Origin of the sequence: Candidatus Mycolicibacterium alkanivorans, from assembly GCF_022760805.1 — a bacterium.
In the GTDB taxonomy this organism is placed as follows: domain Bacteria; phylum Actinomycetota; class Actinomycetes; order Mycobacteriales; family Mycobacteriaceae; genus Mycobacterium; species Mycobacterium alkanivorans.
The window spans coordinates 3,689,378-3,703,024 of the sequence record NZ_JAIVFL010000001.1 but is presented as its reverse complement, the minus strand read 5'-3'; the positions used below and the strand labels follow the sequence as shown (position 1 = coordinate 3,703,024).

The 13,647-nt window shown below is 66.5% G+C and carries 15 protein-coding genes, 1 other RNA gene and 2 pseudogenes; 11 read left to right on the top strand and 7 right to left on the bottom strand.

Features of this window, described 5'->3' with window-relative positions:
- Positions 1-19 precede the first annotated feature (19 nt).
- The 4 genes from ftsE (at position 20) to ssrA (ending at position 2,720) form a co-directional block, all read left to right on the top strand.
- Positions 20-709, top strand: coding sequence for a cell division ATP-binding protein FtsE (gene ftsE, locus K9U37_RS18145; RefSeq protein ID WP_243073449.1), 690 nt, complete (start codon positions 20-22; stop codon positions 707-709).
- Positions 710-1,603 (top strand): permease-like cell division protein FtsX, encoded by an 894-nt coding sequence (gene ftsX, locus K9U37_RS18140; RefSeq protein ID WP_243072875.1) that lies wholly within the window; start codon positions 710-712, stop codon positions 1,601-1,603. It begins immediately after the preceding gene.
- Positions 1,604-1,605: 2 nt separating this feature from the next.
- The gene (gene smpB, locus K9U37_RS18135) at positions 1,606-2,115 is read left to right on the top strand and encodes an SsrA-binding protein SmpB (protein WP_243072874.1); all 510 of its coding nucleotides are present in this window, start codon (positions 1,606-1,608) and stop codon (positions 2,113-2,115) included.
- Between the two features lie 236 nt (positions 2,116-2,351).
- Positions 2,352-2,720, top strand: a transfer-messenger RNA (tmRNA) gene (ssrA, locus tag K9U37_RS18130).
- Between the two features lie 92 nt (positions 2,721-2,812).
- Here the strand turns inward: ssrA and K9U37_RS18125 are convergent.
- The gene (locus K9U37_RS18125) at positions 2,813-3,076 is read right to left on the bottom strand and encodes a hypothetical protein (protein ID WP_243072873.1); all 264 of its coding nucleotides are present in this window, start codon (positions 3,074-3,076) and stop codon (positions 2,813-2,815) included.
- Between the two features lie 475 nt (positions 3,077-3,551).
- Between K9U37_RS18125 and glgP the strand changes: the two genes are divergently transcribed.
- Complete coding sequence (glgP, locus tag K9U37_RS18120; protein ID WP_243072872.1) at positions 3,552-6,068, top strand: alpha-glucan family phosphorylase; 2,517 nt, start codon at positions 3,552-3,554, stop codon at positions 6,066-6,068.
- Between the two features lie 5 nt (positions 6,069-6,073).
- Here glgP and K9U37_RS18115 read toward each other — a convergent pair.
- Positions 6,074-6,241, bottom strand: a pseudogene (locus K9U37_RS18115) (DUF4185 domain-containing protein); the annotation flags it as partial.
- 67 nt (positions 6,242-6,308) lie between these two features.
- Between K9U37_RS18115 and K9U37_RS18110 the strand changes: the two are divergent.
- The gene (locus tag K9U37_RS18110) at positions 6,309-7,193 is read left to right on the top strand and encodes an extracellular catalytic domain type 1 short-chain-length polyhydroxyalkanoate depolymerase (protein ID WP_372489535.1); all 885 of its coding nucleotides are present in this window, start codon (positions 6,309-6,311) and stop codon (positions 7,191-7,193) included.
- An 87-nt stretch (positions 7,194-7,280) separates the two neighbouring features.
- Positions 7,281-7,481: a YgaP family membrane protein gene (locus tag K9U37_RS18105; RefSeq protein ID WP_243072871.1), complete on the top strand. Its 201-nt coding sequence runs from the start codon at positions 7,281-7,283 to the stop codon at positions 7,479-7,481.
- A 111-nt stretch (positions 7,482-7,592) separates the two neighbouring features.
- Here K9U37_RS18105 and K9U37_RS18100 read toward each other — a convergent pair.
- A pseudogene (locus K9U37_RS18100) lies at positions 7,593-7,829 on the bottom strand (hypothetical protein); the annotation flags it as partial.
- A 54-nt stretch (positions 7,830-7,883) separates the two neighbouring features.
- Here K9U37_RS18100 and K9U37_RS18095 point away from each other — a divergent pair.
- Positions 7,884-8,237, top strand: coding sequence for a hypothetical protein (locus tag K9U37_RS18095; RefSeq protein ID WP_243072870.1), 354 nt, complete (start codon positions 7,884-7,886; stop codon positions 8,235-8,237).
- 3 nt (positions 8,238-8,240) lie between these two features.
- Here the strand turns inward: K9U37_RS18095 and K9U37_RS18090 are convergent, their stop codons facing one another.
- Positions 8,241-8,435, bottom strand: coding sequence for a hypothetical protein (locus K9U37_RS18090; RefSeq protein WP_243072869.1), 195 nt, complete (start codon positions 8,433-8,435; stop codon positions 8,241-8,243).
- A 70-nt stretch (positions 8,436-8,505) separates the two neighbouring features.
- Here K9U37_RS18090 and K9U37_RS18085 point away from each other — a divergent pair, with 70 nt between their 5' ends.
- Positions 8,506-8,736, top strand: coding sequence for a cupin domain-containing protein (locus K9U37_RS18085; RefSeq protein WP_243072868.1), 231 nt, complete (start codon positions 8,506-8,508; stop codon positions 8,734-8,736).
- Between the two features lie 4 nt (positions 8,737-8,740).
- On the opposite strand, the gene K9U37_RS18080 is transcribed toward K9U37_RS18085, so the two are convergent.
- Genes K9U37_RS18080 through crcB (K9U37_RS18070) form a run of 3 tightly spaced genes read right to left on the bottom strand, consistent with a single transcriptional unit; the run spans position 8,741 to position 10,574 of the window.
- Positions 8,741-9,817: a putative PII-like signaling protein gene (locus tag K9U37_RS18080; protein ID WP_243072867.1), complete on the bottom strand. Its 1,077-nt coding sequence runs from the start codon at positions 9,815-9,817 to the stop codon at positions 8,741-8,743.
- On the bottom strand, positions 9,814-10,179 hold the full coding sequence (crcB, locus tag K9U37_RS18075) for a fluoride efflux transporter CrcB (protein WP_308197406.1): 366 nt from the start codon (positions 10,177-10,179) through the stop codon (positions 9,814-9,816). Before crcB (K9U37_RS18075) ends, K9U37_RS18080 begins: the two co-directional genes overlap by 4 nt.
- On the bottom strand, positions 10,176-10,574 hold the full coding sequence (crcB, locus tag K9U37_RS18070; RefSeq protein ID WP_243072866.1) for a fluoride efflux transporter CrcB: 399 nt from the start codon (positions 10,572-10,574) through the stop codon (positions 10,176-10,178). The genes crcB (K9U37_RS18075) and crcB (K9U37_RS18070) overlap by 4 nt, the downstream gene beginning before the upstream one ends.
- Positions 10,575-10,642: 68 nt before the next feature.
- Between crcB (K9U37_RS18070) and pgm the strand changes: the two genes are divergently transcribed.
- Together pgm and K9U37_RS18060 are read left to right on the top strand one after the other, a co-directional pair.
- Positions 10,643-12,277 (top strand): phosphoglucomutase (alpha-D-glucose-1,6-bisphosphate-dependent), encoded by a 1,635-nt coding sequence (pgm, locus tag K9U37_RS18065; protein WP_243072865.1) that lies wholly within the window; start codon positions 10,643-10,645, stop codon positions 12,275-12,277.
- The gene (locus K9U37_RS18060; protein WP_243072864.1) at positions 12,274-13,542 is read left to right on the top strand and encodes an MFS transporter; all 1,269 of its coding nucleotides are present in this window, start codon (positions 12,274-12,276) and stop codon (positions 13,540-13,542) included. Before pgm ends, K9U37_RS18060 begins: the two co-directional genes overlap by 4 nt.
- Positions 13,543-13,647: the final 105 nt, after the last annotated feature.

The following is a 13,647-nucleotide window of genomic DNA, read 5'->3' as shown; positions in this document are numbered from 1 at the left end:
GCTACACTGGCGTGCCGTGATGATCACCCTTGACCATGTCTCCAAGCAGTACAAGTCGTCGGCGCGGCCAGCCCTCGACAATGTCAGCGTCAAGATCGACAAGGGTGAGTTCGTCTTCCTCATCGGCCCGTCCGGCTCGGGCAAGTCGACGTTCATGCGGCTGCTGCTGGCCGAGGAGACTCCGACCTCCGGCGAGATCCAGGTGTCGAAGTTCCACGTCAACAAGCTTTCCGGCCGGCACATCCCCAAGCTTCGTCAGGTGATCGGCTGCGTATTCCAGGACTTCCGGCTGTTACAGCAGAAGACCGTCTTCGAGAACGTGGCGTTCGCGCTGGAGGTGATCGGCAAGAAGCCCGACACCATCAACCGCGTCGTCCCCGATGTGCTGGAGATGGTCGGCCTGTCCGGCAAGGCCAACCGGCTGCCGGCCGAGCTGTCGGGTGGTGAGCAGCAGCGCGTGGCCATCGCCCGCGCGTTCGTCAACCGGCCGCTGGTGCTGCTGGCCGACGAGCCCACCGGCAACCTCGACCCCGACACCAGCATGGACATCATGGACCTGCTCGAACGGATCAACCGGACAGGCACGACGGTGCTGATGGCCACCCACGATCACCACATCGTCGACTCCATGCGGCAGCGCGTGGTGGAGCTGTCCCTGGGCAGGCTCGTCCGCGATGAGCAGCGTGGTGTCTACGGAATGGATCGTTAAGTGCGCTTCGGCTTCCTGATCAACGAGGTCTTCACCGGGCTTCGTCGCAACGTCACCATGACGGTGGCCATGATCCTGACCACGGCCATCTCTATCGGCCTGTTCGGTGGCGGCCTGCTGGTGATCCGGCTCGCCGATCACTCCCGGGCGATCTATCTCGACCGGGTCGAGACCCAGGTGTTCCTCAACAACGACGTGTCGGCCAACGACCCGACATGCGACGCCGACCCGTGCAAGGTGCTGCGGGCCAAGATCGAGGCCCGCAACGACGTGAAGTCGGTGCGGTTCCTCAACAAGGACGACGCCTACAATGACGCGATCCGAAAGTTTCCGCAGTACAAGGATGTCGCCAGCAAGGACTCATTCCCGGCATCCTTCGTCGTCAAGCTCGACAACCCCGAGCAGCACAAGGATTTCGACGCCGCCATGCAGGGCCAGCCCGGCGTGCTCAACGTGCTCAACCAGAAGGAGCTGATCGACCGGCTCTTCGCGGTGCTCGACGGATTGTCCAACGCCGCGTTCGCCGTCGCGGTGGTGCAGGCGGTCGGCGCAATCCTGTTGATCGCCAACATGGTTCAGGTCGCGGCCTACACCAGGCGCACCGAGATCGGCATCATGCGGATGGTCGGCGCGACCCGGTGGTACACCCAGCTGCCATTCCTGCTCGAAGCGGTGCTGGCGGCCACGATCGGCGTGGTCATCGCGATCGCGGGGCTCATCGTGGTGCGTGCACTGTTCCTGGAGAACGCCCTCGACCAGTTCTACCAAGCCAATCTGATCGCCCGGATCGACTACGCTGATATCCTCTACATCTCACCGATCATGTTCCTCGTCGGTGTCGCGATGGCCGGTGTCACCGCCTACGTCACTTTGCGCCTCTACGTCCGGAGGTAGCGGTGTCGAAGAAGGCGGAGGCGAAGAAGGCCGGCGACGCAAAGGGCAGCGGCAAGAAGATCGTCGCCACCAACCGCAAGGCCCGCCACAACTATTCGATACTCGACACCTTCGAAGCCGGCGTCGTGTTGCAGGGCACCGAGGTGAAGAGCCTGCGCGATGGTCAGGCGTCGCTGGCCGACGCCTTCGCCACCGTCGACGACGGTGAGATCTGGCTCCGCAACCTGCACATCCCGGAGTATCACCACGGCACGTGGACCAACCACGCCCCGCGGCGCAACCGCAAGCTGCTGCTGCACCGCCGCCAGATCGACATGCTGGTCGGCAAGATCCGCGACGGCAACCTGACATTGGTGCCGCTGTCGCTGTATTTCATCGACGGCAAGGTGAAGGTGGAACTGGCGCTGGCTCGCGGTAAGCAGGCGCATGACAAGCGTCAAGACCTGGCCCGCCGCGACGCGCAGCGGGAGGTGATCCGAGAACTCGGGCGGCGCACCAAGGGCAAGATCTGATCGGGGTTCTGCTGGCGCTGGTGCCAACTTCTGTGTTCCACACCACGACCTCAATGGAGACAAAGTCTCACTTCTTCCGCGCCCAAACCGACGCATCGCTGCAAAAGGTCGGGTAAGGAGCCGCCCTTCGTCGATCTCCGCGGGCAACTTTGTCGGCCCCGGGATTAATGTGCTTCAGTGCGCGGTTGTATACCGCGTACCATTGAAAGTCCGGTCGAAAGTCGGCCGGGATGCGAGGGGCTGAACGGTTTCGACTTCGCGCATCGAATCAAGGGAAGCGTGCCGGTGCAGGCAAGAGACCACCGTAAGCGTCATTGCAACCAATTAAGCGCCGATTCCAATCAGCGCGACTACGCCCTCGCTGCCTAAGCGACGGTGTGTCTGTCAGACCGGGAGCGCCCTCGGCCCGGACCCTGGCATCAGCTAGAGGGACAAACCGATACGTCCGGTCGCGGGACATATCGGGACATCAAACAGCGACTGGGATCGTCATCCTGACTTGTTCGCGTGATCAGGAGATCCAAGTAGAGACATAGCGAACTGCGCACGGAGAAGCCTTGAGGGAATGCCGTAGGACCCGGGTTCGATTCCCGGCAGCTCCACCAAGAAGGCCCAGGCCGAGAGAAATCTCGAGCCTGGGCACGTCCAGTTCGACTTCCTGGTTGCGGCGACTGGCCGGCGGTTCTTCATCGAATCTTCACAGAACGACTAGCAGAGCCCTACCCGCCGCCGGAAGTCTGGATGGCAATCCCATGTAGCAACGGCGAAAGGCATGTGTCGTGAAGATGACGAAGACGGTGGTGACCGGACTGGCCGCGCTGACCGCGGTGGCAGCCATCGGGGCGTGAAGCAGTTCGGCCTCGAAGGAGGCGACGTCGTCGGCGGCACCGTCATCTGCCCAGACTTCGACCGCAGCCGCGTCGGCGGCACACAACCAGGCCGACATGATGTTCGCGCGCATGATGATCCCGCATCATCAGCTCCGTTCTGGGAACCGGTCGGACCCTGCGTCGCAAGAGATCACCGAGGTATGCCGCTCCCCATTGCGCGACGAGAGCGAGCAGCAGAACGAGGAACGGGTGATCGACGATGAGAATCACCGGCGACCCCCGATCCGGACAATTGGCAGTGGTATGACGGCGGGTAGACGGCGCGAAATTTATCACAGCCAACAGTGGGCTGACGATGCTTCGCTGAGGAGCCTTGAGGCGAGCGCTCCGGCGCCTACCCGGCGGTGTTCTCCAACCCGTCCATCACCACGTTCGTCGACGCCACCGGGCTGGTCATCTACTTCCTGATCGCGATGGCGGTCTTGCACATCTGACGGTGCGGGTCCGGATCCGCGCGCACACGTCAATTCGGTCACCGAGCCGTCGCCTGCGGTTAATCCGGCCGGGATATGTTGATGCACCTCTCGACCGACAAAGTAGGTGCCCATGAACCAACACCGCACCGAGATCGACCTGCCCGAGTCGCTTTTCGGCTTGGACGAACTCGCACTCGACATGCGGCTCATCTCCTCCCACCGAGCCGATCGAGTCTGGCATCGAGTCAACCCTGAGCTGTGGGCCGCGTCGCGAAACCCCTGGGCGGTCCTCAAGTCGATAGGCGCGCCCGAACTTGCGGCACTCGGCGCCGACGAGGCGTTCACCGAGCAGGTACGGGACCTGGTCGACGATCGGCAGCGACGCAACAGTGACCCGTTTTGGTTCCCGCAGTCCAAGGCGGCGAACACGTTGGCTCTGGTCGCGTACTTCAGCATGGAGTTCGGCTTGTCTGAGGCGTTGCCGATCTACGCCGGTGGGCTCGGAGTCTTGGCGGGCGATCACATGAAGGCCGCGACCGACCTCGGGGTGCCTGTGGTCGGGGTGGGTCTGCTATACCAACAGGGCTATTTCCGACAGGCCCTCGACTCGCAGGGCAATCAGCACGAGCTCTACCCGTTCAGCGATCCCAGCGAGATTCCGGTGCGCCGACTGCGGGGCGCCGATGGTGCCTGGATCCGCATCCCCCTCGAGTTCCCGGGGCGAACGGTTTACCTGCGCGCCTGGGAGGTCAACGTCGGCCGGCTGTCGTTGTACCTGCTCGACAGCAACGATCCGGCGAACGATCCCTCGGATCGAGGCATCACCGCTCAGCTCTACGAGGCGGATTCCGCGGTCCGGTGGGAGCAGGAGATGGCGCTCGGATTCGGGGGCTGGCGGCTGCTGCGTGAGCTGGGACGGTATCCGGATGTGTGTCACCTCAACGAAGGCCACGCTGCATTCGCCGTGCTGGAACGCGCCCGCTGGATCGCGCTGGAGCACGAGGTGCCGTTTGACGTGGCGTTGACCGTGGCGCGCGCGGGCACAGTTTTCACCACGCACACGCCGGTCGCCGCGGCCTTCGACCGTTTTGATCCGAGTTTCGTCGTCAGTTATCTCTCGCCGTTCGCGGCGGAGATGCAGGTCAGCATCGAGGACATTCTGCGCCTCGGCCGGGCCGATCCGGGCGATCACTCTGAGCCGTTCAACATGGCGTATCTGGCCATCCGTGGAGCTTCCCGCATCAATGGCGTCAGTCGACTACACGGCGAAGTGAGCCGCGAGCTCTTCGGTGATCTGTTTCCTCGCTGCCCGATCGAGGAGGTCCCCGTTGGGCACGTCACCAACGGAGTCCACGTTCCGTCGTGGGACTCCCCGGCCGCCGACGAGGTGTGGACCAACGCCGAGCTTCGCCGGCAGTGGCAGGGCGTTCCCACGCCGATAGTCGACTGGATGGAGAAGATCCCTGCTGCCGAACTGTGGCGGATGCGCAACCGCAACCGCGAGCGATTCGTACTGTGGTCCCGGCAGCGGCTCGCACGCCAGTTCACCGTCGCCGGCGCCGGCCCGGACCGAATCGACGAAGCACAGCGCATCTTTGATCCGAACATCCTCACACTGGGGTTCGCTCGACGCTTCACGGAGTACAAGCGCACTGCGCTACTGCTGCATGACCCCGACCGCCTGGCACGGATTCTCACCAACGCCGATCGACCAGTTCAGATCGCGGTGGCCGGCAAGGCGCATCCGGCGGACGGGTTCGGGAAGGCCCTGATCCAACGTTGGTATGAGTTCTCGCAACGGGAGGACGTCCGTTCTCGCGTGGCTTTCATCGCTGATTACGATTTGCTGCCTGCCGAACAGCTCGTCAACGGCGTCGACGTCTGGGTGAACACCCCTCGCCGGCCGTGGGAAGCCAGCGGCACCAGCGGGATGAAAGTACTCGTCAACGGCGGACTCAACGTATCGGAACTCGATGGCTGGTGGGCCGAGGCTTATGCACCGCAGGTCGGTTGGGCCATCGGCGATGGGCGCGAGCACGACGACACGGCACAGTGGGACGCCGAGGAGGCCGACGGCCTGTACCGGCTTCTGGAGAACGAGATCGTCCCGATGTTCTACGCGCGCGACGAGAACGGTGTGCCCGATGAATGGATGCGGCGCGTGCGCGAGAGCATGGCCACTCTTACCCCGCAGTTCTCATCGGAACGGATGATCCGCGAATACGTCGAAAATCTCTACGCACCAGCTTCGTTCGCGTACCGCACTCGCCTCGCCGACAACTGCCGGATCGCAGCCGACGTTCAGCGATGGCGGGACATGATCGAAAACTATTGGGGGGAAGTGACTTTCGGCACGGTGCATGTCGATCCCGATGACAAGGGGTATGCGTTCCGTATCCTCGTATCGCTGGGCGCCATTGGGCCGGAAGCCGTTCAGGTTCAGTTGTTCGCCAGTGCTGCGGGTCAGGGCGGACCGGAACGGATTCTGATGGAGCGCGGCGACGAAGTCGTCCGCGGAACCTACAGCTATCACTGCCGCACCGACGGCTCGCGGCCGCCGAGGGACTACACACCGCGGGTGATCCCGTTCCACCCCGACGCGTCATTTCCGTTGGAAGCGAACAGGATCTGCTGGTACCAGCACTAGTTCGGTTATGAGATCTCAGGCAGCACGGTCTGCATCAACATCACGTTGTAGGCCGACCACAGGGAGAGGTTGTAGTACAGCTCTCTGCCGGTCGAGCACGGGCGCAGGAACGGCGCATAGATACCGCCCGGAATCTGCGTCGAGGACGCCAGCATCTGCTCGGGGCCCAGCTCCCAGGGCGGGACGTCGTAGTGACGTTGATAGCCGGGATGGCATCACCGTCGCGGCGGCAGGCACACTGTGGCGGTGATCGTGCGCATCGCAACGTTGCTCGCCGGCCTGCTCATCGTATGCGGGGTGGTGGCGCCGCCCGTGTCGGCCAATCCGCCGGGCGCGCTGACGTTCGGGGGATTGCAGCGCACCTACGTCCTGCACGTGCCGCCTGGCCTCGACCATCCTGCCGGCCTGGTCATCAGCCTGCACGGGGCCGGACAAACCGGAACTGATCAGGCCGCGCTGACCAGCTTCAACGCCATCGCCGACCAGCGCGGCTTCGTGGTGGCCTACCCCGACGGCATCGACTTCAGCTGGGCCGACGGCCGGGGCGCCTCGGTGCCCGACCGCGACGGTGTCGACGACGTCGGATTTCTGGCCACCCTGATCGACAACCTCACCCGCGACTACGCGATCCCGCCGGGCCGCGTCTTCGTCACCGGGATGTCGGCCGGCGCGTTCATGGCCAACCGACTGGCGTGCGACCGCGCCGATCTGATCGCTGCCATCGCCCCGGTGGCGGGAACGCTGGGCACCGGAGTCCCGTGCAACCCGTCGCGCCCGGTCTCGGTCATGCAGATCCACGGTACGGCGGATCCGGTTGTGCCGTTCGACGGTGGCCCGATGGTCGGCCGCGGCGGGCCCAGCGACATCGTGTCCGCATCTGCCTTGGCCGATCGCTGGCGCGCCATCGACGGCTGCCCGGCCCCGGTCGAGAATGCAAACGGGGAAGCGCACCTGTTCACCGCCAGTGGATGCGCCGGCGGCACCCAGGTGGTGTTCGTCCGGATCGACGGCAGCGGCCATACCTGGCCCTCCGGAAGCTTCTCGCTACCCGATTCGATGGTGGGACCCACCAGCCACGCCTTCAACGCGTCGGCGGCCAGCGGACAGTTCTTCGCCTCGCGCTGAAGAACCCGAGCAGTTCTCGCCCGGGCAGAGTAGTGTCTCCAAAATACCACCCGGGGTAATGGGGTGCGTCGACACGGAAGGCAGGACATGACGAAAAACATGGGCGTCGTGGACCGGGTGATCCGCATTCTCGCGGCGGTCCTGGTTGCGGTTCTCTATCTGACGAAAGTGATTTCGGGCCCGCTGGCAATCGTGCTCGGGGTGATCGCCGCCGTCTTCATCATCACCGGCTTCGTCGGGGTGTGCCCGGCGTACCTGCCGTTCAAGCTGTCGACGCTGAAGAGGTGAGTGTCGGTCAGTCGAGCGACTGCCAGCTGTTCTCCAACCAACCCAGATAGCTCTCGTCAGCCTCGCTGAGGGCGCTCACCGTAACGAGGTGCACCGACAACCGGCGTCGGCTCAGCGGCGGGCCGATCCGGTCAGGGTTTGACCGTTGGTGCCCTGCAGGAGACAGATCACGGTGGACGGGTACGGGTTGTTCGAGGTGCGGTCCTGGTCGGAGTCGATCAGATAGCTGATCATGTACGGGTCGCCGCCGCTGTACTTCGTAAGGCCGGAGTTGCACTCGCGGTTGCCGACGTCGGAGACGGCTTTGTTCACCGGCACCGGCGCGCGCAGGAACGTCTCGGCCAGGTGCGGGGGTCGTGATGTGGCCTGCCGTCGAACAGGCCCGACTCAGGAGTTCACACCATGAAACTGAAGAAAGTCGCTGCACAGGCCGCTGCGGCCGGGGCGCTGGGCGGTGCCGCCCTCGGCCTCGGAGCCGGGGTGGCCCACGCCGACCCGCATGGTCCGCCCGGACCGCCGTGGATCCCCGGAGATCCCGGACCGGGCGCCAACGTCGGTGCTCCGGGCAACCCGCTGCCGCCGGGTCAGGGATACCTGCCGCCACCCGGACACCGCGGCGACATCGACGACGTCATCCCGGTCTGGGCCCCACCGCCGCCACCACCTCCGTTCTGGGCGCCGTGGCTGCCGGTGGTGTGGAACGCCGACCTGCTGGGCTGGGGTGTCTGGTGGAACGGCGGCTTCATCCAACTCTGAGCGTCACGCGTCGCTGCTGTCGCGGTCGGCCAGGAAGTCGAGCAGTTTCGGATCACTCGAGGTGAGCCGGTCCACTTCCTCGCCGCCGTCGCAGCGATAGAGCCCGACGGTCACCGAGCCGGCGTGACGGGTGATCACCGCCCACCGCGCGCCGGCGTCCTGCCAGCGTTGCAGCACCGCGATCGGATCGTCGTCCATCCGACAATCATCGCGCGATCAGCGACTGACGTGACAGGATCGTCCTGCGCCGGAAAACGGCCGGCCGGTCATGGAATCGGTTTCACTGTCCGACATCGCCGAGCGGCAACTCGAGAACGCCCGGTCCTCGAAGAGCGGCCGCTCGGCGCATACCGTGCACGGCGGTCACGACCACCAGCTTCGGCAGACGCTCATCGCGCTGGCCGCTGGGCGTGACCTCAGCGAGCACCTCAGCCCCGGCGAGACCACCCTGCAGGTGCTGCGCGGCCGGATCCTGCTGACGGTGCTGGCCGACAGCTGAGGCCTCAGAAGCTGTAGTCGGCCAGGTCCGTCGTTCCGCGGCGCTGGCCGCCGTCGAGCATCAACAGTGCGGGCACCATCTCCGACGTGACCAGCCCATGGGTGTTCGTCAGCTCGTCGACGATGTCGAAGCACGCGGCGATCACCTCGGGGGTGTCGACGACGATGGTCGTCACAGGTACCTGACGGCCGTACTGGATCAGCTTGTCGCCGTGCGGTTCATGGTCGCCGTAGAAGCCCCAGATTCCGCGCAGAACCGTTGCGCCGCTGACGATTTGCGATTCCCACAACCTGCGGACCAGTGCGCGGTGGATCGGTGCGCCGCCGTGGCGGGTGGCTTCGGAGGTGTGGATCATCAGCTTCTGGCGCAATTCGCGGCCGTGCGCGTCGACGGCTGGCAGCGCCGGTGGGCGCGTGAGTCGAAGGCCGTCGCGTTTGCACACCTGGACCCGCTCCACCGTCACCAACGGCTGGTACAGCACCGCCTCGAGTTCGGGGAGGGCCCGCCGAACCTGCTCTGCGCTACCGACTGCGATGAGCATGATCGGGACGTCGACGTTGTTGCTGAAGAACCGGGCCCGGCGGCGCTCGCCGTGCGCCGTGCCGTCCACCCCGAGGAACACCGTCGCCCCGGCGAACCCGTGCCGGTGCAGCAGATCGCAGACCGCGTAGTAGGCGGGCCTGCCGTCCACTCGCCGTCGCCGGCCGATGAAGAGGGTCAGCTTGACCGCGTCGCCGCCGTCGGGCAGGGCCGCGGCGCCCAGGTAACCGCCGAACAGCCGGGCGCGCTCCAGGGTGATCAGGCCGCGGGGCATCATGTCGACGACGTCCCCGACGAGACTCCCGATGGTCGTGGCATTGTCGACCGCGGCGATCGCGACCGGCGGGTCCTCGGACAGCGTCAGCGACTGATCGCTGCGCACGATGTGGCGCGGACCGAAGCTGGCGATGCCGCGCAGCATCACGCTGCTGGCCACCGCACGCTCGGTGTAGAGGTCCAGCATGGCCTCGGCCACGAACCGGGAGCCGGTGCGTTGGCGCTCGCCGAAGTAGGTGGTGAGCTTGAGGTAGGTGTCGTTCACAGCTGGCCCGCAATCCACTGGCCCAGCATCGCGGCGGGCAGGCCGAGTGCCACGCTGACCACGAGATTGGCCACCGCAGGCCAGATCTGACGCTCTTCGGTGAGCCGCTGGGTTTCCAGCATCCAGGTGGAGAACGTGGTGTAGGCGCCGACGAACGCCGTGCCGGCCAACAGCGCGGCCTGGTGGCTCAGCGTGAGCCCGGTGATGAAGCCGAGCAGCACGGCCCCGCTGATGTTGACCGTCAGGGTGCCGAACGGGAACGGGCGCGCCACCCGGCGCGCCACCGCCCGGTCGACCATGAACCGTGCCACCGACCCCAGGCCGCCGATGAGCAGCACACCGGCCCACACCGCGACGTTCACGCGCGGATCCTGACCCGGCGCACCAGGACCGTCGCCACGTACACCGCGAGCAGGCCCGCGGCGATGCTGGCCAGCGTGTAGCCGACGGCCAGCCCGTAGTGCTGGTGTTCGATCATCCGCACGGTCTCGACCTGCATGGTGGAGAACGTCGTCAAGCCTCCGCACAGGCCGGTGCCCAGCAGTGGGCGGCGGTAACTGGACAACGGCAGCCGCTCGAGCAGTCGGGTGGTGAAGTAGCCGAGCAGGAAGGCGCCGACGATGTTGACCACGAAGGTCGGCCACGGCCAGCGCGCCGGGTCCGGAACGGCCAGCGTCGCCAGCGCCGCCCGCGCGGCGGTGCCCAACGCGCCGCCGGCGAAGATCGCGGCCAGTTCGCGGTTGTCATGGCCGAACACCGGCTACCCCCTTAACCGTCAGTGAACCCGCGAGCAAGTATCGCCCCCGGCGGGGCAGAATTGGCGCCATGGCGGCTAACCCCCGCGCCGGCAAGCCGGCGCTTCCCGAAGACCTCGTCGATCTGCCCCACCTCGTCACCGCGTACTACACGGTGCAACCCGACCCCGACAACATCGACCAACAGGTCGCATTCGGCACGTCGGGGCATCGTGGCTCCAGCCTCGACGCGGCGTTCAACGAGGCGCACATCCTGGCCACCGCGCAGGCGATCGTCGAGTACCGCGCCGCGCAGGGCACCACCGGGCCGCTGTTCATCGGTCGCGACACCCACGGACTGTCCGAGCCGGCCTGGGTGTCGGCACTCGAGGTACTGGCCGCCAATGACGTTGTCGCCGTTATTGATTCGGCCGACCGCTACACCCCGACCCCGGCGGTCAGCCACGCCATCCTGACCTACAACCGCGGCCGCAGCAGCGATCTGGCCGACGGGATCGTGGTCACGCCGTCGCACAACCCGCCGCGCGACGGCGGGTTCAAGTACAACCCGCCCAACGGCGGTCCGGCCGACACCGATGCCACCGGTGCAATCGCCAAGCGCGCCAACGAGATTCTGCGCGGAGGGCTTGCCGAGGTGAAGCGGGTGCCGTTGGCCCGGGCGTTGCAGAGCGCGCAACGCCACGACTACCTTGACGCCTATGTCGCCGATCTGCCCAATGTCGTCGACCTTCACGCCATCCGCGCCGAAGGCATCCGTATCGGTGCCGACCCGCTGGGCGGAGCCAGCGTCGACTACTGGGGGGCGATCGCCGAACGGCACAACCTCGACCTCACTGTGGTCAATCCGCTGGTCGACGCGACCTGGCGGTTCATGACGTTGGACACCGACGGCAAGATCCGGATGGACTGCAGCTCGCCGAATGCCATGGCCTCGCTGATCGCCAACCGCGACGCGTATCAGATCGCCACCGGAAACGACGCCGACTCCGACCGGCACGGCGTCGTCACCCCCGACGGTGGACTGATGAACCCCAACCACTATCTGGCCGTCGCGATCGATTACCTGTTCTCGCACCGGCCGGGCTGGCCGGCCAGCGTGGCGGTGGGCAAGACCGCGGTGAGCTCTTCGATCATCGACCGGGTGGTGGCCGGGCTGGGCCGCAAGCTCATCGAGGTGCCGGTCGGATTCAAGTGGTTCGTCGACGGATTGATCAGCGGTACAATCGGTTTCGGCGGTGAGGAGTCGGCGGGTGCGTCGTTCTTGCGTCGCGACGGCTCGGTGTGGACCACCGACAAGGATGGCATCATCCTCGCGCTGCTGGCCTCGGAGATCCAGGCGGTCACCGGCGTCTCGCCGTCGCAGCGGTATGCCGAGCTGGCCGCGACGTACGGCGCCCCGGTCTATGCCCGCGTCGACGCCCCGGCCGACCGGGAGCAGAAGGCGCGGCTGGCCAAGCTGTCCCCGGACCAGGTGACTGCCACCGAGCTGGCCGGCGAGCCGATAACCGCCAAGCTGACCACCGCGCCGGGCAACGGCGCCCCGCTGGGCGGGCTGAAGGTGTCCACCGCCGACGGCTGGTTCGCCGCGCGCCCGTCGGGCACCGAGGACGTCTACAAGATCTACGCCGAGTCGTTCAAGGGACCTGAACATCTGGCCGAGGTGCAGGAAGCGGCGCGGGAAGTGGTGAATACAGTCATATCGTGAGTTCCGTCGCGGAGGGTGACTGTCCTTCGGAAGAGGCGCAGGCCAAGCTCCCGCGGGAGGTCTGGGTTCTGATCGCGTCCAACGCGGTCATCGCCCTGGGCTACGGGGTGGTCGCGCCGGTGTTGCCGCAGTACGCCCGGCACTTCGGGGTGAGCATCAGCGCAGCGACCTTCGTGATCACCGCGTTCGCCCTGATGCGGCTGGCCTTCGCCCCGGCGTCGGGCCTGCTGGTGCAGAAGCTGGGGGAGCGGCGCATCTACGTCGCCGGCCTGCTGATCGTGGCGGTGTCCACCGCGGCGTGCGCGTTCGCACACACCTTCTGGCAGTTGTTGTTGTTCCGGTCGCTCGGCGGCGTCGGGTCGACGATGTTCTTCGTCTCCGCGCTGGGCCTGATGATTCGGGTCAGCCCGCACAACGCCCGCGGCCGGGTGGCCGGGTTGTTCTCCAGTGCGTTCCTGGTCGGCTCGGTCGCCGGGCCCGTGGTGGGCAGCCTGACCGCCGGGCTGGGGCTGTCCGCGCCGTTCGTCATCTACGGGGTGGCGCTGCTGATCGCGGCGGCGGTGGTGTTCGTCAGCCTGCGGCATTCCGAGCTGGCCGCGCCCGCCCCAGTCGACGAGCTGACCGTGACCGTCGGGGTCGCGCTGCGACACCGGGCCTACCGGGCGGCGCTGTTGTCGAACTTCGCCACCGGATGGTCGGCGTTCGGGCTGCGCATCGCGCTGGTGCCGCTGTTCATCACCGAGGTCTTCCACCGCGGGGCCGGCTGGGCCGGTGCGGCGCTAGCGACGTTCGCGGCGGGCAACGTAGCGGCGGTGATCCCGTCCGGCCGGCTGTCGGATCGCACCGGGCGCCGCCCGCTGCTGATCCTCGGGCTTGGGGTTACCGGGGTGGCGACGGCGATCGTCGGGTTGGCGCCGTCGCTGCCGCTCTTTCTGGTCGGTGCGTTGGTGGCCGGTGCGGCGACGGGTGTGTTCACCTCGCCGCAGCAGGCCGCGGTGGCCGACATCATCGGCAGCAAGGCGCGCGGTGGAACGGCGGTGGCGACGTTCCAGATGATGTCGGATCTCGGGTCGATCGTCGGGTCCTACGGTGTCGGGCAAATTGCCCAGCACCTGTCCTTCGGCTGGGCGTTCGGGCTCAGCGGGGTGATCCTGCTGATGGCGTCCATCGGGTGGACGTTCGCGCCGGAAACCCGGGACGCCCCGCCACTGGAGCACACCCCGGCCCGGCCGTTGGGGCCGGAGGCTGCAGGCGAGCTGCCCTAGGCCGGTCTGCGCTGCGGTGGCGGGGTCGGAACATATGTCGCGTGACGCCGGTATCAGTGGTTCTGGCCCGTGCGGGTCCGCCCTGACCAGCGATTTTGAGGCGAA